The organism is Bacillus sp. L381 (genome assembly GCF_030284525.1).
Taxonomy (GTDB): domain Bacteria; phylum Bacillota; class Bacilli; order Bacillales; family Bacillaceae; genus Bacillus; species Bacillus amyloliquefaciens.
The window spans coordinates 1,918,505-1,937,301 of sequence record NZ_CP127224.1 but is presented as its reverse complement, the minus strand read 5'-3'; the positions used below and the strand labels follow the sequence as shown (position 1 = coordinate 1,937,301).

Below are 18,797 nucleotides of genomic sequence, written 5' to 3'. Positions count from 1 at the left end.
AATGGCGGAAATTAAGGTACCTGAATTAGCAGAATCAATCTCAGAAGGAACGATAGCCCAATGGTTAAAGCAGCCCGGTGACTATGTAGAACAGGGTGAGTACTTGCTTGAACTTGAGACGGACAAAGTAAATGTTGAATTGACAGCAGAAGAATCGGGTGTTCTAAAAGAGGTATTGAAAGATTCGGGTGATACCGTCCAAGTAGGAGAAATTATCGGTACCATTACAGAAGGCGCTGGCGAAAGTTCTGCACCTGCCCCTTCCGAAAGTGCTCCAGCCAAAGAACAAACGAAAGAGGAAGCAAAAGCTGAACCGGCTGCACAAGAAGTCAGCCAGGAAGCACAATCAGAAGCGAAATCCAGAACGGTAGCGTCTCCGGCTGCACGCAAGCTGGCAAGGGAAAAAGGAATTGATCTTTCACAAATTCCGACGGGGGACCCGCTCGGCCGCGTGCGCAAACAAGACGTGGAAGCTTATGAAAAACCGGCTTCAAAACCTGCGGCACAGACGAAACCGCAGGCTCAAAAAACACAGCAAAGCTTTGACAAACCTGTTGAAGTGCAAAAAATGTCCCGCCGCAGACAAACGATCGCGAAACGATTGGTTGAAGTGCAGCAGACTTCTGCGATGCTGACGACATTTAACGAAGTGGACATGACGGCCGTTATGAATTTAAGAAAACGCCGTAAAGACCAATTCCTTGAGCAAAACGAAGTAAAACTCGGTTTCATGTCTTTCTTTACAAAAGCAGTAGTGGCAGCATTGAAAAAATACCCGCTCCTTAACGCTGAAATTCAAGGCGATGAGCTGATCGTGAAAAAATTCTATGACATCGGTATCGCCGTTGCGGCTGAAGAAGGGCTTGTCGTCCCAGTCGTGCGTGACGCTGATCGTCTGACATTTGCCGGCATTGAAAAAGAGATCGGCGAACTTGCGAAGAAAGCGCGAAACAATAAATTAACATTAGGTGAGCTGCAAGGAGGTTCCTTCACGATCACAAACGGAGGTACATTCGGCTCGCTTATGTCAACACCAATCCTAAACAGCCCTCAGGTCGGGATCTTAGGTATGCATAAAATTCAGCTGCGCCCTGTAGCGATTGATGCAGAGCGTTCTGAAAACCGTCCGATGATGTACCTTGCTTTATCATATGATCACAGAATCGTAGATGGTAAAGAAGCGGTCGGATTCCTTGTCACAATTAAAAACCTGCTGGAAGATCCGGAACAGCTGTTATTGGAAGGATAATTTGAGACAGGCAAAAAGTACACTGCCCTTATGAGCGGTGTACTTTTTTATTTGAGAGAAGGGGAGATGTACATGAAAAGCTGTTATCCGCTTGAGATTGAATTTGAATATAATGAAGAGTTGCATTCTATCACTCCGGTTCTTCTGCAAGACGAACATGACACGGTTTTAATAGACTGCGGATATCCCGGTTTTATAAATCATCTTCAAAATGCTGCTGCCCGGCATGGATTGTCGCTTCAGTCACTGACAAAAATCATTGCAACACATCACGATATAGACCATATCGGCTCACTCGCTGCACTGCACCGTCTGTACCCGGGTATCAGCGTGACAGCACATGAACATGAAGCGCCGTATATTGACGGCTCTAAAAAATCATTACGGCTTGAGCAGGCTGAATCAACGTTTTGTTCATTGCCAGAAGAGGCAAAACCTTATGCAAAACAGTTTATCTGCTCGCTTCAATCAGTCGAAGCGGCTCCTGTTCACCGGAAAGTAACTGATGGCGAGCTGCTGCCTTGGTGCGGAGACATTCGCATTGTGGCTACGCCGGGTCATACACCCGGCCATATCAGCCTTTATCTGCCTGCCGAAAAAACAATGATCGCAGGTGATGCGGTCGTCATTGAAGACGGAAAGCTGAACCTTGCGAATCCCCGCTATACGTTACATATGGATGAAGCGGTCCGTTCCGTAGAGCGCCTGCTTGATTACGATATCCGTCAATTGATTTGTTATCATGGAGGTGTGTTTCAGGGAAATGTAAAAAAAGCGCTCCTGCGCCTGCTTCGTGACCTGCAGAAAAAACAAGGATAGAGGCGGCAGCCGCCTATCCTTGTTCAGTTATTAAAGCGGAATCTTTGCCGTTTCATCCTCTCCGGTGCTGTTTTTCTCTTTTTTCTTTGACCAATAAGTGGCGAGAATTGATCCAGATAGATTGTGCCATATGCTGAAAATGGCGCTCGGTACGGCTGAAAGGGGGGAAAAGTGCGCTGTTGCAAGCGCCGCGCCCAATCCGGAGTTTTGCATTCCGACTTCTATCGCAATCGCTTTTTGCGAAGCATAATCCATTCTGAACAGCTTTGCACCTAGGAATCCTAACATATAGCCGATTCCGTTATGTAAGATGACGACGCATACAATCAGCAGTCCTGATTGAAGCAGGTGCTCACGATTTACGCTGACAACAGAGGATACAATCGCTACGATGCCGATTACCGACACGAGAGGAAGCGCGTGAACGGCTTGTCCGACCTGTTTTTTGAAGAACAGCTTCACAATCACTCCGAGGACGATCGGTAAAAGCACGGCCTGCATAATTGAAACAAACAATGAGCCGAAAGAAACAGGGAGCCACTCTTTCGCAAACAGCATAATAAGTGCCGGCGTTACAATAGGAGCAAGCAATGTTGAGATCGTGGTGACCGCAACCGAAAGCGCCGTATTGCCTTTTGCTAAAAAGGTCATGACATTTGAGGCGGTGCCGCCCGGACAGCAGCCGACCAGAATGACGCCCGCTGCAATTTCTGCGGGCAGGCGGAGCCCGACTGATAAACAGAAAGCCGTAAGCGGCATAATCGTAAACTGGGCAATGACTCCGATCACGACATGCCAAGGTTTTCTGATTAATTCTTTAAAATCGTCTGCTTGAAGAGTAAGCCCCATACCAAACATAATAATACCCAGAAATATTGTCATATAAGAACTGATCCAAGAAAACAAATCTGGATAGGCGAATCCTAAACAAGCAAAGACGATCACCCATAAGCCGAAAGTTTGTCCCGCAAACCCGCTTATTTTTTTCAACCATTCCATAAACACAGCTCCTTTTTCATCCAATCAGCCAAAAATAGACTGACTTTTCTGTATTCCATTATAAATAATATTCTGAATAATTCAATATTAAAGTTGAGTTTTTAATAATATTATTATGTAAACTAATATCTTCTTGACTATTCAGACATATATTCTTACAATTGATTTTTATACTGAAATGAATTGGGAGTGCTGAAGTGAAAGAAGCTAATCAATGGTCATCTAAGCTGGGATTTATTTTAGCTACGGCCGGCTCTGCAATCGGGCTCGGCGCAATATGGAAGTTCCCTTACGTAGCGGGAACCAGCGGAGGCGGCGCTTTTCTGCTCGTTTTTATTTTATTTACGATTTTAATCGGACTGCCGCTTCTGCTTGCTGAATTTATTATCGGCAGAAAAACACAAAAAAACGCCGTTGAATCCTACAAGGCGCTTGCGCCGGGGAAAAAGTGGCACTGGATCGGATATCTCGGAATCATTACGTGTTTTATTCTATTATCCTTCTACAGCGTAGTGGGGGGATGGATATTAATCTACATTATAAAAGGCTTTACAGGCGGTTTATCGCTCTCATCCGGATTTGATACGTTATTTATCAACACCATTTCAAACCCTTATGCAGCGGTTTTCGGACAGCTGCTGTTTATCGTGATGACGATTTTAGTTGTTGCAAAAGGGGTGAGCAGCGGAATCGAAAAAGTAAGCCAGGTACTTATGCCGGCTCTGTTTATTCTGTTTATTCTCTTAATGATCCGCTCCGTTTCGCTCCATGATGCAGCGAAGGGGTTAAAATTCTTCTTCATGCCTGATTTTGGCGCGATGGATGCCAATACCATTTTATACGCGATGGGACAGTCATTTTTCTCGTTAAGCGTTGGTGTGTCCGTAATGGTTACATACAGCGCGTATTTAGAAAAAGAAGAAAATATTGTTCAATCCGCAGTTTCGGTGACGATATTAAATGTCCTTGTTGCCGTGATGGCGGGAGTGGCGATTTTTCCGGCGGTGTTTTCATTCGGCCTCAAGCCGGATCAAGGTCCGCAGCTTTTATTTAACGTGCTTCCGACCGTCTTTAACCAAATGCCCTTCGGCATCGTGTTTTTACTCGCCTTTTTGCTGCTGTTTTTATTTGCGACGCTGACATCAGCATTTTCAATGCTTGAGATTTTGGTTGCCGTTTTGTCAAAAGGCGATTCGGCAAAACGGAAGCGGTATGCATGGCTCGGGGGACTTGCCATATTTATTGTCGGAGTGCCTTCGGCTCTGTCGTACGGAATTTTGAGTGATGTTTCCATTTTTCACCGCAGTATTTTTGACGCTGCGGATTTTCTGGTCAGCAATGTCTTAATGCCGCTGGGCGCGCTTTTAATTGCCGTTTTCGTACCGCTGAAAATTCCGAAACAGGCGCTGTTTGACGAACTGAAAAGCGGTTCAGGCATAAAACGAAAATGGTTTGCAGTGTGGCTCTTATTAATCCGTTACGTGTCTCCTGTAGCCATTATTATCGTTTTTCTGCACGTGCTCGGTATTTTTTAAATCAAAAGAAGCAGGCCCCCGTTCTAAACGGGGGCTTTTTTAATAAAGCGGCCACATCACGCGGTGCGCTTGCTCAAACCGTTTCTCCGCCTCCCGCCAATCCACGACATTCCACCATTGATCCACGTAAGCTGCGCGGTCGTTTTTATATTGTAAATAATAAGCGTGTTCCCACACATCCAGAGGGAGCAAAGGGATGATGTCCCATTGACTGAAGTGCTGATGCTTCTCAGCGGCCAAAATTTCCAGCCGTCCCGAGCGCGGCGCCCAGACAAGGATAGCCCAGCCGACTCCTTCGACTTTTTTCGCCGCCTGAGAAAATTGTTCTTTAAAAGCAGAATAGCTTCCGAATGATACATCAATCATTTGAAAGAGAGCGCCCGTCGGCCGTCTTTTTCCGTTTGGATTCATGGAAAACCAGAAAATACTGTGCAGATAATGGCCGGCGCCGTGAAATGCCAATTGCCGCTCCCAATGCGCCACTAAGTCGTACTGTTTCGTCTGGCGCGCGTTTTTCAGCTCAAGTTCAGCTTTATTCAGGCCGTCAACATAGCTTTGATGGTGTTTTGTATGGTGAAGTTTCATAATCTCCCTTGAAATATACGGTTCCAGTGCGGAATAACTGTAAGGCAGTTTAGGCAGAACATGCTTGCCGATCGGTACATAGGCTCTGCGCTCCTCCGGCTCTTCCGATTCGGAAATGTCCCGGTAAAGAGCTGATGCCTGTTCGTACCATTCCGCCTCCGTTAATCCATCATCCTGAAGGGTGTGAAAAATCCGGTCGATTTGTGCCGCGAAGCGATCGAACCGCCCTTGCTGAATGACTTGTTCCTTCAAGGTTTCACACCAATTCAGCATCTCGGTTTGATAAGCGTGCCGTTTCATTTTTCTTCCTCCTTTTCACTCATTTTCATAAAAGTGCTGAGCGCAAGCAAAGAAAACACATACGGGTAGCTGTGATACTTGATGTAAAACTGCTTCGGAAGGCCGATTCCAGTCGGATAGCTGAAATGAGCTCCTTCGTAATGCCGGTTTTCAATAAGAAACGATATACCTTTTGTGACGGCTTGGTGATGAGGTTTTTCGTATTGCAGCAAAGCTTCCGCCGCCCACGCCGTCTGTATAACCGTCCCGTAAGAAAGCGGGACATAGGTTTTGATTTCTGCGCTTTTACAGGATTCTCCCCAGCTTCCGTCCTCGTTTTGAATAGACTTCAGCCAGCGGATCGCTTTTTTCACGGCCGGGTGGTTATGGCTGACGCCGCAAGCCTTCATGCCCGTCAGCGCTGCCCATGTTCCGTAAATATAGCAGACACCCCATCTGCCGTACCACGATCCGTCCTCCTCTTGATGGCGGATCAGCCATTGGACGGCCTTTTCAACCTGGGGATGATCAGATGAAAGCCCCGCTTTTCCTAAACAGTGCAGCACCCGTCCGGTTAAATCGCTTGTTGAAGGGTCGACGGCAGCTTCTTCAGCCGATTCAAGCGGCAGCAAGCGGATCAGCGGATGATTCACATTTTTCTCAAAAGCAGAGAAGCCCCCGTCACTGTTTTGCATTGACAAAAGCCAGCTCAGTCCGCGCTCCCATGAGGCGGGATAAAGTTTTCGCGGGATGGCTTTAAGCACTGCGGCTGTGTCATCACAATCAGGATTATTCGTGTTGATGTTTGAAAAACCCCATCCTCCCGGTTCTGCATGTGGGTTGTGGACGGCCCAATCCGCTACTTTCGTCTGCTGCCGTTCACGTAAAAATCGGGCGGCGCTCGTGATCATCTGATCGTTATCTGAGATGCCGCTTTCCATAAGCGCATAGTTAAGAAGCGCTGTATCCCAAACAGTTGACGTTGAATTTTCCAGGTACGGTATATTGCCGCAAGACGTGAGTAAAGCTTTCGTGCCGGCAAGCGCCTTTCTAATAACGGGGGAGTGGCGTGATATACCGAGAGCGAGCAGGCTGTACACCATAAAAATAGTGGCGCTTGCATAGCTGTACAATGTGCCGTCTTCTTCTATCCGGTCAAGCATATATGTTTTGGCCGTACGCAGACCAAGCTGGTGAAAAGCGGCAGGAATCTGCAAAAGCCGCTTCCAGTGCGCAAAAAGAGAAGCGAGGTCTCTGTCCTCTGCCTGATCGGAACGAAGCCATGTAAACGGATTTTTGGTCATATGCTGATCTAAATGCTCAAGAGACGGAACGTTTGGGTTTTTCAGCGAAAATCTTTTGTTTAGCGTCACAGCCATCGGAACAAAATGAATACGCGCGTATGTACTGAACTGATAAAAATGGAGCGGAAAGGATGGGGGAATCACTAAGAAAGATAATGGCAGGTGCAGTGCGGGCCATGGATATAGGCCGTTTGCCGCAAGCATCCACTTTGTCATGAAGTGTACGTTACGCAAGCCGCCGTTTGAGATGATAAAGCGTTCGGCCTGAATCATATGCGCCTCAGAACGGTTATATAAGCCGGAAGCCAGCAAGCCGACATAGCCCTGTACAGTGGCGGTCACATTTCCTTTCCGTTCATCAGGATAGTTGGCAAATGTTCCGTCAGGGCGCTGCTTCGCGCGGATGCCTTCTGCAAGCTCAGCGATCAGGTCTTTATCATTGTCTCCGAGAGAAGTGAGAAGGAGGATCAGAAACGCGTTAGTCAAGATCGGGCCTTCAAAACAAAATGACCATGAGCCGTCCGCATTTTGTTTTTCTCTTAATAGGGAGATGGTTTTCTTTTGGCGGCTTCTGACTTTTTCATGAATTGTGCTCACACTCGCTCAACTCCTTCAGAAGCATATATATTCATATGCAAATGGCGGCATGACAAAAGAAAGAAACTGCTGGCAGGCAGCAGTTTCTTGTTTTATCAATCAATCTTCCAGACTGATCCAGACGCTTTTCACTTCTGTATAATTATCCAGCGCATAAGAGCCCATTTCCCGTCCGAGGCCGGATTGCTTATAGCCGCCGAAAGGTGACGCCGCATCAAATACATTGTAGCAGTTGACCCAAACGGTGCCGGCCTGAAGACGGTCAGCAATGTAATGGGCGTTTTTCACATTCTCGGTCCATAGTCCGGCTGCAAGGCCGTATTCCGAGCGGTTCGCCCGCTCAATGACTTCATCAACCGTATCATACGGAATGGCGGCTAAAACCGGACCGAAAATTTCTTCTTTTGCAATGGTCATGCTGTCATCCACGTCCGCAAATACGGTCGGGGAGACAAAATACCCTTCTTCAAACGGGCAGCTTCCGCCTGTGACAGCTTTGGCGCCTTCCGCTTTTCCTTTTTCAATATAAGAAAGCACGCGCTCATGCTGTTCCTGGCTGACGAGCGGGCCGATTTGCGTATCCTGATGAAGGCCGGCTCCTTGCCGAAGTGATTTCGCATATGAAACCATTTCGCTTACGACTTCATCATATTTGTCTTTATGAATGAAGACACGGGAGCCTGCACAGCATACCTGCCCCTGATTAAACATAACCCCGTTTAAAGCGCCGGGGATGGCTTTTTTTAAGTTGGCGTCAGGTAAAATGATGTTAGGTGACTTACCGCCAAGCTCCAGCGTTACGCGCTTAATATTTTTCGCGGCTTTTTCCATAATCTTTTTGCCGATTTCTGTAGAACCGGTAAAAGCGAGTTTATCAACATCGTCATGGTTGGTCAGCGCTTCCCCGGCTGTCTCGCCGAACCCGGGAACAATATTGATGACGCCGTCAGGGAAGCCCGCCTGATCTATTAATTCCGCTAAATAGAGGGCGGTCAGGGGTGTCTGCTCCGCCGGTTTCAAAACGATTGTGCAGCCTGTGGCAAGGGCGGCGCCCATTTTCCACATCGCCATAAGGAGCGGGAAGTTCCAAGGGATGATTTGCCCCACGACGCCGACAGGCTCATGGCGGGTGTAATTAAAATATGAGCCGGCGACCGGGATCGTTTGTCCGGTTATCTTTGTGGACCACCCGGCATAATAACGCATATGCTCGATTGCCAGCGGGATATCTCCATTCGTCGTTTCATTAATCGGTTTTCCGTTATCAAGTGTTTCAAGCTGCGCGAGTTCAGTTTTGTGCTCTTCCATTAAATCGGCAAGCTTATACATCAGCCTGCTTCTGGAAGCGGCCGGCATAGTGCGCCATTCGCCGTGATCAAAGGCTTTGCGTGCCGCTTTCACTGCGCTGTCAATGTCTTCAGCCTGTGCCTCGTAAAGCGTCATCAAAGTTTCTCCGGTTGCCGGATTCGGTGTGACAAATGTTGCTCCTGAAGCACTCGGAACAAATTTTCCGTCAATATAAAGCTTCTTCGTGCCCTGTAAAAATGTTTCCAGCCTTTTTGTGATCTGCATCGTTAAAGAACTCATTCGTAACAAACCTCCCGAAATTTTTTATGGTCTGTTTTGAGCATCTTGATGTCCGCGCAAAGTAAGCGCATACAGTCATTCTATAATACAGACCCCGGTAAAATCAATTGATAACCGTTATTGCAATTCACAGGAAAAAACGGCTACAATAAGCTTATCGATGAAGAAAAGGAGTTTTACAGATGATTCATAATAATTGGCAGACAAAAGAAAGCGTCAAAAAAGTAAAATGCGTACATACAGATGCGAAAAAATACATTGTCAAAAACGTGCTGACGCCCGGCAAAGAGTACGAAGTCAAAAATGAAACAGAAGAGTTCATTTTTGTGGTGGACAATACAAATAAAGTCGGGGGCTTCTATAAAGAGTATTTTGAAGAGGTCTGAAGCTGAATGAATTTATTTGCACAGCTTCAGCAGGTGTAATCAGAAGAAGGCTGACACTGCGATGGATCAAATCTCAGATACCTATAAAGAAAGAACAATGATACGGTTCGTTGATGTTTTGCAGAAACCGCGGCATTCAGAAGCCGCGGTTTTTTACCGTGAAAAGAAAAAACTGACTTTTCGAAAAAAATATGGTTTTCTTGAAACCTTTTCATCCGCTGAACCGTATTACTACATAACAGAGCACCTTTCGCGAAAAGGCTTATCTAATGAACGTTCTAAAAATGTAATCTGTTCGTAATGGTTTAAATGCCGCCTATGTCGTATTCTTATATAGGGATAAAGAACTTATTTTTTATGATTGTAATAAAACAATAGTATAGAAGCAGAAAGTGGGGTTCTTCATTGGGAATTTTTTCTGTCAGCAGATCAACCGACACAAAAAAGCTGGAGGCTTTGCTCGTTGAGGGAGAACGGATCGAAACGATTTATAAACTGCGGGTTGACCAAATTTGCTTTACAAATAAACGAGTGATTTTCTTTGATAATAAAATGTTCTCCAAAAAGAAAGTGCGCGTATTCCTTCCATATAAAACAATTGAAAGCTTCGCCATTCAAGAAGCCGGGATGTTTGATCCCGATACGGGTCTTGTTTTAATGACAAGAGGAAAAACATTCGAATTGGAATTTGCAAAAGAAACGGACTTGACCGAGGTTCAAGCCATCTTGACAAAATACTTATGCAGTTAAATATGACATAAAAGCCATCCGAATGCAGGCGGATGGCTTTTTTATTAGATAATGCTTGTTTTTCCGGAGTTCGAATCAATAAGATCCGGATCAGCAATAGAACTGATGGGGATATAAATCGGTGCCAAATCACCATTTTCCTCACCGAATCCGTAGTTGATCTTATTGGATAAAAAATAATCGATTTGCTGATACGGGCCGATCGTAATAGAAGAACCGCGGTCGGCCGCATTCACTTTAAAGCCCCCTACATTTACCAAAACCGGCGAAAACATCATAATGGGCCTCCTTTCCCGGCGGGAATTTTATCGCATGCTGACTCGAAGGTAGACGGAGAATCAATTTGATCCCTGTCATCCACTTTGCCGTTCGTGCCAAAAAAGCCGCTCGCATCCCCAAAATTCTGTCCGTATCCCTGATTCTTTTTATCAGAATTCTGCCATTCTGCCAGTAAATTTTGTCCGACATTCACCGCTGAAGCATTTTCAAAGGAATTAATTTTCAACATGAAAATATTAATATTGATATATGGAGTTGGTTGAACCACAGGCAAACCTCCTTTAATACAGGTGTATGCCGGCTGTTATGACCGTATGCTTAAGCAGGGGGCGATAAAAATGGACTTCGACAAGATGAAGCAATGGATGGAAATGGCACAAAACATGTCCGGCGGCGATTTTTGGAAAAACGTTTTTGATGATGAACAATTGAAATCATTTCAAAACGGCCATTCTAACTTTCCCTTTCAGCAGGGAGATGGGCAAATGAGAAGGAATGAGGATGCTTTTCCTCTTATAGATATTGTGGAAACCCATGATGAACTCCAATTTTTGCTGTATTTGCCCGGCTACCGGAAACAAGATGTTCAGCTGCTGTCCTACGGAGAATATATTGTCGTAAAAGGCACGAGAAAATCCTTCTTCAATGAACAGGATTTTAAACAGAAGACCGGAAAATACGGCGATTTCGAAAAAAAACTTGACCTTCCTCATTCCGCTCAGGGAACGAAGGGAATGCAGGCGGTGTTCAAAGACGGAATTTTATATATATCAATTGCTAAGCATCTGGGGGATGCAAGCCAAATCATTATCGAAGGCTGACCTTATTGGCGGTGCTGTCGATTAGATCTGTATCATCGATACTCATGATAGGGATAACAACAACGGTGCAATCTCCGCTTTGTTCACCGTACCCTTCATTTCTTTTATTAGCGGCTGTGCGCCTCAGTATCACGGTAGAACCGGTGTTAAACGTCGCTCCGCCGCTGACACCGTTCATTTTTATATGCTCAAAGTTGATAACGGATGGAAAAAACATCATGATTCACCTCCTTTTTGTATACCATGTTTATATATTCGCAATGCAGGACGCATAGAACTTTCCAAGAGTGACGGGGAAAGAAGTGATTTTTCTTGAAAAAGATAATGAAAGAGCTTTTCAAAAAAGTATGTGAAGAAGAATTAGACAGGCTTAAGAAAGTAGAGCAACAGCTTGATGAGCTTCAGGATAAATGTCATCCTGAGCCTCAAACGATTGAAGGGGAAAAAACATATGTCCATATCGAGCACGTCAAAGTGGACAAAGTCGTCTACAACATTGATTTTGAAAAGCTGAATATAGGAGAGCTGAGCGGAATGCTGAATATCGGCGCAACATACCATACGCCGGAGCATCAGCTCAAAAAAGCCTGCCCTGAAGAATTTCGGGACAACCAGCAAAATGATGGTGCAAAAGAAAAAAGACAGACAAAGCAGCCGGCACCGAATGTCACGATCAGGGGGAGAAAGCCCTGATCTCCATTGTTTCAGCCGCCTTTTTCGAGGGTATGTAATAACTGTGACTCTAGGAATACAGACGAAAAAGGAGATGCTGATATGTCATTATCAAAAGAACAGCGAGACAGTCTTTATCATAAATTAATCGATTTAAAGGAAAGTCTTCAGGGAGAATCAAAAGAAAATCATTCAATGAGTGAAGACACAGGGGAACTGTCGAACGGAGTAGATAATCACTTAGCTGATCACGGAAGCATTTATTTGGACAGGGTCACGAATCAGACCTTGGATGAAGTCGATCAGAATCTTTTAGATGAAGTGAACGACGCCCTCGAGCGAATGGATAAAGGAACATACGGAATATGCGAAAAAACGGGAAAAGAAATTCCGTATGAAAGGCTTGAAGCCGTTCCGTACGCCAGAATGACCGTCGAAGCGCAGCGAGAAGCAGAAGGGGATGTGAAAACAGACGCTCCGTCATATGAAAGGGAATTTCACGAGCAGGTGAAAGACCTCTCAAATAAAGAAACCGTTGATCAAAAAAGCTCACAAACTTACGAAATCCTGGATCGCGAGCAGGATTCACAATAATAACAGCAGGTACATTCACATGTACCTGTTTTTTTATTCCATAAAAAAATCTCGGAATCGAAATAAAAACGTTGACTTTATATAAAAAAGAAAGTAACATACTATTTGTAAGTAAATATTAAAAGATTACCGGGAGGAATTTAGAATGTCTCAAGTATTATTTGTAAAATCAAGTGACCGTACAGCTGAAGAAGGCGTATCCGTAAAATTATACGAAGCGTTTTTGGCTGCTTATAAAGAAAACAATCCGAATGATGAAGTGATCGAACTTGACCTTCATAAAGAAAACCTTCCTTACCTCGGAAGAGATATGATTAACGGAACATTCAAAGCTTCAAAAGGTATTGAAATGACAGACGAAGAGAAAAAACAAGCATCAACTGCTGACATTTACTTAAACCAATTCGTCAAAGCTGACAAAGTCGTGTTTGCATTCCCGCTTTGGAACTTCACAGTGCCTGCAGTGCTTCATACTTATGTTGATTACCTATCTCGCGCAGGAGTTACTTTCACATACACGCCTGAAGGGCCTAAAGGTTTGATGGGGGATAAAAAAGTAGCGCTCTTAAATGCACGCGGGGGTGTATATTCTGAAGGACCGATGGCATCTCTTGAAATGTCATTAAACTTCATGAAAACCGTTCTCGGCTTCTGGGGAGTTCAAGATCTGCACACTGTTGTCGTTGAAGGCCATAACGCCGCACCGGATAACGCTCAAGCGATCATTGAAAAAGGACTGCAAGAAGCGAAAGATCTGGCTGCAAAATTCTAATTTACAAAGACTCTTGCGCCCCTTAGGGTGTAAGAGTTTTTTCTATTATATATAGAAGAAACTGGTGACAACTTTCGCAGTGATCTTATATTGATATATTGATACTTTGTCGAAAAAACACCTTTTATGGAGATAAAAGCATTTTTTACACAGAAAAAAGGTTTTCTGTAAAAGAATTAACCCTCTTGCCAAAATACGACTGATGGTGTAGGATATAAGAGAAGCTACAGTGTTCGTATTGTTAATTAAGTTTTAACCTTTAAGCTGTAATAGGGAGTTTTATATCGGAGCCGGAATGTCATGCCTCCATTGCAGAGGACGACAAGAACGCTTCTGCAAACACCCACTTTGAGGAGTGGTGGTTTAAAACTTTCTTACTTGCGTACGGCATACGTAGCGAAAGCCATTTCCCTTGCGGAGATGGCTTTTTATTTTGGATTGCCTATGAGCTGAACTCTTTATCAGTATGATAAAATGAAAGAATCAAAGACAAAGTGAGGTTTTACAACATATGCTGGATAAAGCCCAATCCCTTCTGGCGCATTATTTTGGCTACGACAGTCTTCGCGCGGGCCAAAAGCAGGCGATACAATCAGTTGCGGAGGAGAGAAAAAACACGGTCTGCATTATGCCGACGGGGGGCGGAAAATCAATCTGCTATCAGATTCCCGCACTGCTGTTTGAAGGTACCACTATCGTTATTTCCCCTCTTATTTCCTTAATGAAAGATCAAGTCGACGCGCTTGAAGAAGCGGGTATCGCGGCAGCTTATATTAACAGCACTCAGACAAGCCGGGACATTCATAAGCGACTGACCGGTTTGAAAGAAGGGGCTTACCGGCTCTTTTACATAACACCGGAGCGTTTGACTTCTCCTGAATTCATTCACATCCTGCAGAATATTACGGTTCCTCTTGTCGCCATAGACGAAGCTCACTGTATATCGCAATGGGGGCATGATTTCAGGCCGAGTTACCGGAATATCGAAGTTCTTTTTAATGAATTAAAAGAACCTCCCGTCATTATCGCGTTAACGGCGACGGCTACGCCTGAGGTTCATGAGGATATCTGCAAGCAGCTTCATATTCATAAAGAACATACAGTCTTTACCGGTTTTGCCAGAGAGAATTTAACGTTCAAAGTAGTAAAGGGCGAAAACAAAGACCGTTTTATCGAGCAGTATCTGGAAAGAAATAAACACGAAGCCGGCATTATATATGCAGCGACCAGAAAAGAAACCGACCGTTTATATGAGAAATTAAAACGCAGCGGCATTAATGCCGGCCGTTATCACGGCGGTTTGGCAGATGATGACAGAAAAGAGCAGCAGGAACGGTTTCTTAACGATCAGATACAAGTGATGGTTGCCACGTCAGCTTTCGGAATGGGAATCGACAAGAGCAACATCAGATTCGTTCTGCACGCGCAGATTCCAAAAGATATGGAGAGCTATTATCAGGAAGCCGGACGGGCCGGGCGCGACGGTCTTGATAGCGAGTGCGTGCTCTTGTTTTCTCCGCAGGATATTATGGTGCAGCGTTTTTTAATAGACCAATCGGCCGCCGGAGAAGAAAAACAAAAGCAGGATCTCAAAAAACTGAGACAGATGGTGGATTACTGTCATACGGAAGATTGCCTGCAGCGGTTTGTTCTGAAGTATTTCGGCGAGAGTGAGGCAGAAGCTTGCGGAGCATGCGGCAATTGCACTGATACAAGAACAGCCCATGACGTCACAAAAGAAGCGCAGATGGTATTGTCATGTATTATCAGAATGAATGAGCGTTTCGGAAAAACGATGGTGGCGCAGGTGCTTAACGGGTCAAAAAATAAAAAAGTGCTGGAAAACGGCTTCGGCAGCCTGTCCACATACGGCATTATGAAGCATCAAACAACAGGGGAAATCAGCGATTTTATCGAATTCCTGATTTCAGATGAATATATCAGAATGGCGGATGGTACATTTCCGACGCTTATGGTCACACAAAAAGGCAGGGACGTTCTGCTTGGAAAGAGCGCAGTCGTGAGAAAAGAAGCCTTACAGGCCGCCGCCGTGACCGAAAACGATGAATTATTTGAGATTCTCCGGCGTCTCCGCAAAGAGATCGCAGCGGAACAGGGCGTGCCGCCATTTGTCGTGTTCTCAGATCAGACGTTAAAAGAAATGTCGGCGAAACTTCCGAAAACAGATCATGATCTTCTTTCCGTAAAAGGGGTAGGGGAACAAAAAAGATTGAAATACGGAGCGCTTTTTTTAGAAGAAATCCGAAATTATGTAAGAGAAACAGAGTGAAAAAAAGTTTTTTTAGAGATTTGCACATTATGTTTTCCGTTCGCAACGGAAAAATCAGAAGCTTGAAAACCCTTGCTGTATCAAGGTTTCAGCAAGACTTACCAAGCGAGAGAAATGTTTCATGTAAAGGAACTGTAATCTAAATCAAATCGTTTTGTTATTGAACTGACATTTTCATATGTTACGATATCACCTGTTAGCCGCCAATAAAAAGCTAACAAGGGAGGATTTACTTATGAAGAAGACGATTATGTCCTTTGTGGCAGTTGCAGCAATTTCAACAACTGCATTCGGAGCTCACGCTTCTGCAAAAGAAATCACGGTGCAAAAGGGTGATACGCTCTGGGGGATCTCGCAAAAAAACGGAGTGAACCTAAAGGACCTAAAAGAATGGAATCAGTTATCTTCTGATTTAATCATTGAAGGAGAGAAACTGACTATTTCTTCAGTAGAAACAACCACATCTGGGCAGTACACAGTGAAGCAGGGCGACAGCCTCTGGAAAATTGCTCAGAAATTCGGAACATCAGTCAACAATCTGAAAAGCTTGAATAACTTGCAATCAGATATCATTTACGCAGGCACAACGTTAAAGGTGAAAGGTCAGGCTCAGGCTGCACAGCCGGCTCAAGAAGCCAGCCAGCCGCAAACTGAACAAAAACCAGCTGCAGAGACAGCACAGCCGAAACAAGAAGCTGTCCAAAAAGAGCAGCCTAAACAAGAACCTGTTCAAGAACAACAACAACCTAAACAAGAAGCGAAGGCTGTCGAAGCAAAACAGCAGCCTGTTCAATCAAATACAAACCAACAAGAGCCTAAAAAGCAGCTGACAATGACTGCAACTGCTTACTCTGCTAACGACGGCGGCATTTCCGGTGTAACGGCAACCGGAGTTGACTTAAACAAAAACCCTGATGCAAAAGTCATCGCGGTAGACCCAAGTGTCATTCCGCTGGGCTCTAAGGTTTATGTTGAAGGTTACGGAGTGGCAACAGCAGCAGATACAGGCGGCGCAATTAAAGGAAATAAAATTGACGTATTTGTTGCAAAGAAAAGTGACGCTAACAACTGGGGCGTCAGAACAGTAAATGTTAAAGTATTAGACTAGTTTCATATAGAGAGTGAAGGACACAAGGCAAAATGCCTTGTGTTCTTTTTTCTTCCCTTTTTTGTCTGTGTATAACCGTTATATGCTGAAAAAGAAAAAGCGTTCCTCGAATATGATATGGAGGCAATGATTTTGAAAACGGCATCTGAAGGGATGAATCGAATGGAGCCGGAACTTATATTTTTATGGAATGCCTTCACAGAATCACCGATATTTCAAGCAGGTATATGCACCGCTTGCGCGATTGTACTGGTCATCGGATTGTCTATGCCGGCTGTGAGGCTGTCTCAGGCGCTTGAAAGAGGGAAGGGAAGACCCGCCGTTATTGAAAAGGTGAGACACACCGGCGTAACGATGAATGGCAGGCACGGACTTGTGCTCCTTTTAGACATGAAAAATCAAGACGGAACGCATGATAAACGCGAACTGGCACATGCCGTGTGTCATGAAGAAATCAGCCGTTTTTATGAAGGAGCGCCCGTATGGGTGATGACAGCGGCTGACGGCCGGGTCAAGATCGTTCCTCGCACGCCGGGGAATTAACAATAAAAAACGGGAAAGCAGCCCCGTCTTTTTGCATTAATGCCGGTCGATCCATATCCGTCCGCCTTCTGAGCCTGCTTCTATCCTGCATGTTCCTCCGATCGGGAATGTCATCAGAGGTGTGGTATGGCCGAAATCAGCATTTGCGATAACGGGCATGGACGACAGTTCTTCTTTTGTACGGATGACGGCCCGCAGAGCCTCCTCAGACACATTTGAAGCATGCTGGAACCGTCCGATGACAATTCCTTTTACGGCTGAAAAAGCGGGGAGATGGATGAGTGACTGCAAATCCCGATCAAACATATGAATGTCAGACATATGATCATCTTCTATGAACAGAATCACTTGTTCCATCTCCGGAAAGTATTCCGTGCCTTGCAGAAGATTCAGGGTGCATAGGTTTCCCCCGATCAGTGTTCCTTCCGCATAACCGGATTGAATGACGAGCGGTCCCGGATTCCGATAAAAACGTCTGTCCTCCTGATTCATATACCATTTGTCATCACTCCACTCGTCTGAAGGCATTACTTCATACGGAGTGTCAGAAGCACAGCAGGCTAAGAAAGAGTTAATCGTATAGTCCAATCCTTTTTTCATGGCGAATGAAGAAAAATGGGGGCCGGAATATGTAACAAGCCCGGTTTTTTGATAAATGGCATGGCCGAGGGCGGTAATATCTGAATAGCCGCAAAGGATTTTCGGGTGCCGTTTAATGTTTTCATAATTAAGATAACGGAGCAGCTGATTTGATTGGAATCCGCCGAGTGTCGTCAAAACGGCTTTGATGTCAGGATCAGCGAAAGCTTCGTGCAGATCCCGTACACGCGATTCAATGGATGATGAATCAAATTCATTTATTTCTTTCGCATGCTCTGAAAAAGAGACACAAAAACCCAGCTCCTCCAATTTTGTCTTCGCAGCGTTTATATTTTCTTCTGACATGACGGACATGCTTGTTGCCGGAGAAACAATACGAATGCCGTCGCCTTTTTTCAATTTTTCCGGGTACAAGAAAAAACCCTCCTCTTATGGTTTTATCTATTACACCATATAAAAGAGGGTTTTTCTATTGTTTTTTACAGGTCGACCCATTTAATGCCGCCTGATTGCGTATCATTGTCAATCCAGACATCAAACTGATGCTTCTCATAAAAATGAATGAGTCTGTCGACATGATCCCAATCACGCTTAGCAATGTCACCCGTCACTTTCGGGATATTCTGCTCTCTGGCGATATGTTTTAAAAATTTCATGCAGATCGAGCCGTAGCCGTGGTTCGGCGGGCCTTTAATGTCCCCGATATGAATGGCATTTTCATAATAGGAAGCGATCAGTGAAAAACACCCTCTTCCCCGGTAGGCTGATTCACAATCAGTCAGCATAATCTTACATGTTTGGCCATCATCAATCGAGGAAACAATGATCCAATCGTCATTGTTCGATTGATCAATACCAAGCACTCGCGCGTCTTTAGATACATCTTTCAGATTTTCCCGCATCCTGAAAATCTGAAATTCAAGCTTATGAAGTTCTTTTTCCAGCTCTTTCTGGTCTCTTTCTTCTGCAGTAAACAAAATCATACTCCTTTCACAGCACAATCTTAGTCAAACACAAGTATCCATTGT

Annotated in this window: 21 protein-coding genes and 1 other RNA gene; 13 read left to right on the top strand and 9 right to left on the bottom strand. The window is 44.8% G+C overall.

From position 1 onward, the window contains the following. Position 1: 1 nt before the first annotated feature. Both odhB and QRX25_RS09405 read left to right on the top strand, forming a co-directional pair. A complete protein-coding gene (gene odhB, locus QRX25_RS09410; protein WP_013352532.1) occupies positions 2 to 1,249 on the top strand; it encodes a 2-oxoglutarate dehydrogenase complex dihydrolipoyllysine-residue succinyltransferase in 1,248 nt (415 codons plus the stop codon). 72 nt (positions 1,250 to 1,321) lie between these two features. Continuing rightward, positions 1,322 to 2,068 (top strand): MBL fold metallo-hydrolase, encoded by a 747-nt coding sequence (locus QRX25_RS09405; protein ID WP_212097898.1) that lies wholly within the window; start codon positions 1,322 to 1,324, stop codon positions 2,066 to 2,068. A gap of 30 nt (positions 2,069 to 2,098) precedes the next feature. Here QRX25_RS09405 and QRX25_RS09400 read toward each other — a convergent pair whose 3' ends face one another. After that, positions 2,099 to 3,067 (bottom strand): bile acid:sodium symporter family transporter, encoded by a 969-nt coding sequence (locus tag QRX25_RS09400; protein WP_212097896.1) that lies wholly within the window; start codon positions 3,065 to 3,067, stop codon positions 2,099 to 2,101. A 197-nt stretch (positions 3,068 to 3,264) separates the two neighbouring features. Between QRX25_RS09400 and QRX25_RS09395 the strand changes: the two genes are divergently transcribed. Then, the gene (locus QRX25_RS09395; RefSeq protein WP_212097894.1) at positions 3,265 to 4,602 is read left to right on the top strand and encodes a sodium-dependent transporter; all 1,338 of its coding nucleotides are present in this window, start codon (positions 3,265 to 3,267) and stop codon (positions 4,600 to 4,602) included. A 39-nt stretch (positions 4,603 to 4,641) separates the two neighbouring features. On the opposite strand, the gene QRX25_RS09390 is transcribed toward QRX25_RS09395, so the two are convergent. The 3 genes from QRX25_RS09390 to QRX25_RS09380 form a co-directional block, all read right to left on the bottom strand. Continuing rightward, the gene (locus tag QRX25_RS09390) at positions 4,642 to 5,487 is read right to left on the bottom strand and encodes a superoxide dismutase (protein ID WP_013352528.1); all 846 of its coding nucleotides are present in this window, start codon (positions 5,485 to 5,487) and stop codon (positions 4,642 to 4,644) included. Then, entirely contained in the window at positions 5,484 to 7,367 is a 1,884-nt protein-coding gene (locus tag QRX25_RS09385) for a terpene cyclase/mutase family protein (RefSeq protein WP_212101604.1), read from the bottom strand. The genes QRX25_RS09390 and QRX25_RS09385 overlap by 4 nt, the downstream gene beginning before the upstream one ends. 99 nt (positions 7,368 to 7,466) lie before the next feature. Beyond that, the gene (locus tag QRX25_RS09380) at positions 7,467 to 8,954 is read right to left on the bottom strand and encodes an aldehyde dehydrogenase family protein (protein WP_065981661.1); all 1,488 of its coding nucleotides are present in this window, start codon (positions 8,952 to 8,954) and stop codon (positions 7,467 to 7,469) included. Positions 8,955 to 9,136: 182 nt separating this feature from the next. On the opposite strand from QRX25_RS09380, the gene QRX25_RS09375 reads away from it, so the two are divergent. Both QRX25_RS09375 and QRX25_RS09370 read left to right on the top strand, forming a co-directional pair. Beyond that, positions 9,137 to 9,340 (top strand): DUF6501 family protein, encoded by a 204-nt coding sequence (locus tag QRX25_RS09375; protein ID WP_007407979.1) that lies wholly within the window; start codon positions 9,137 to 9,139, stop codon positions 9,338 to 9,340. 405 nt (positions 9,341 to 9,745) lie between these two features. Then, on the top strand, positions 9,746 to 10,090 hold the full coding sequence (locus tag QRX25_RS09370; RefSeq protein ID WP_003153783.1) for a PH domain-containing protein: 345 nt from the start codon (positions 9,746 to 9,748) through the stop codon (positions 10,088 to 10,090). Positions 10,091 to 10,134: 44 nt separating this feature from the next. On the opposite strand, the gene QRX25_RS09365 is transcribed toward QRX25_RS09370, so the two are convergent. Then, complete coding sequence (locus tag QRX25_RS09365) at positions 10,135 to 10,368, bottom strand: hypothetical protein (protein ID WP_013352524.1); 234 nt, start codon at positions 10,366 to 10,368, stop codon at positions 10,135 to 10,137. Continuing rightward, positions 10,365 to 10,637: a hypothetical protein gene (locus tag QRX25_RS09360; RefSeq protein ID WP_014470303.1), complete on the bottom strand. Its 273-nt coding sequence runs from the start codon at positions 10,635 to 10,637 to the stop codon at positions 10,365 to 10,367. Before QRX25_RS09360 ends, QRX25_RS09365 begins: the two co-directional genes overlap by 4 nt. A 70-nt stretch (positions 10,638 to 10,707) precedes the next feature. On the opposite strand from QRX25_RS09360, the gene QRX25_RS09355 reads away from it, so the two are divergent. Next, positions 10,708 to 11,190, top strand: coding sequence for an Hsp20/alpha crystallin family protein (locus QRX25_RS09355; RefSeq protein ID WP_045511334.1), 483 nt, complete (start codon positions 10,708 to 10,710; stop codon positions 11,188 to 11,190). Here QRX25_RS09355 and QRX25_RS09350 read toward each other — a convergent pair. Then, complete coding sequence (locus tag QRX25_RS09350; protein WP_212101601.1) at positions 11,177 to 11,410, bottom strand: hypothetical protein; 234 nt, start codon at positions 11,408 to 11,410, stop codon at positions 11,177 to 11,179. The genes QRX25_RS09355 and QRX25_RS09350 overlap by 14 nt on opposite strands. A 92-nt stretch (positions 11,411 to 11,502) precedes the next feature. On the opposite strand from QRX25_RS09350, the gene QRX25_RS09345 reads away from it, so the two are divergent. From QRX25_RS09345 to QRX25_RS09315, 7 genes are all read left to right on the top strand, one after another. Continuing rightward, entirely contained in the window at positions 11,503 to 11,883 is a 381-nt protein-coding gene (locus tag QRX25_RS09345) for a hypothetical protein (protein WP_212101598.1), read from the top strand. Positions 11,884 to 11,964: 81 nt separating this feature from the next. Then, complete coding sequence (locus QRX25_RS09340; RefSeq protein ID WP_065521107.1) at positions 11,965 to 12,456, top strand: TraR/DksA family transcriptional regulator; 492 nt, start codon at positions 11,965 to 11,967, stop codon at positions 12,454 to 12,456. A 145-nt stretch (positions 12,457 to 12,601) separates the two neighbouring features. Next, positions 12,602 to 13,228, top strand: coding sequence for an FMN-dependent NADH-azoreductase (locus tag QRX25_RS09335; RefSeq protein WP_003153791.1), 627 nt, complete (start codon positions 12,602 to 12,604; stop codon positions 13,226 to 13,228). Between the two features lie 218 nt (positions 13,229 to 13,446). Continuing rightward, a non-coding RNA gene (ssrS, locus tag QRX25_RS09330) (6S RNA) lies at positions 13,447 to 13,632 on the top strand. A gap of 107 nt (positions 13,633 to 13,739) precedes the next feature. After that, entirely contained in the window at positions 13,740 to 15,518 is a 1,779-nt protein-coding gene (gene recQ / locus QRX25_RS09325) for a DNA helicase RecQ (RefSeq protein ID WP_212101595.1), read from the top strand. A 235-nt stretch (positions 15,519 to 15,753) separates the two neighbouring features. Then, entirely contained in the window at positions 15,754 to 16,626 is an 873-nt protein-coding gene (locus QRX25_RS09320; RefSeq protein WP_013352516.1) for a 3D domain-containing protein, read from the top strand. 162 nt (positions 16,627 to 16,788) lie between these two features. Then, the gene (locus tag QRX25_RS09315; RefSeq protein ID WP_212101695.1) at positions 16,789 to 17,169 is read left to right on the top strand and encodes a hypothetical protein; all 381 of its coding nucleotides are present in this window, start codon (positions 16,789 to 16,791) and stop codon (positions 17,167 to 17,169) included. Positions 17,170 to 17,205: 36 nt separating this feature from the next. Here QRX25_RS09315 and QRX25_RS09310 read toward each other — a convergent pair whose 3' ends face one another. Together QRX25_RS09310 and QRX25_RS09305 are read right to left on the bottom strand one after the other, a co-directional pair. Then, a complete protein-coding gene (locus tag QRX25_RS09310) occupies positions 17,206 to 18,183 on the bottom strand; it encodes a S66 family peptidase (protein WP_212101592.1) in 978 nt (325 codons plus the stop codon). Between the two features lie 65 nt (positions 18,184 to 18,248). Further along, the gene (locus tag QRX25_RS09305; RefSeq protein WP_373418702.1) at positions 18,249 to 18,752 is read right to left on the bottom strand and encodes a hypothetical protein; all 504 of its coding nucleotides are present in this window, start codon (positions 18,750 to 18,752) and stop codon (positions 18,249 to 18,251) included. Positions 18,753 to 18,797 lie beyond the last annotated feature (45 nt).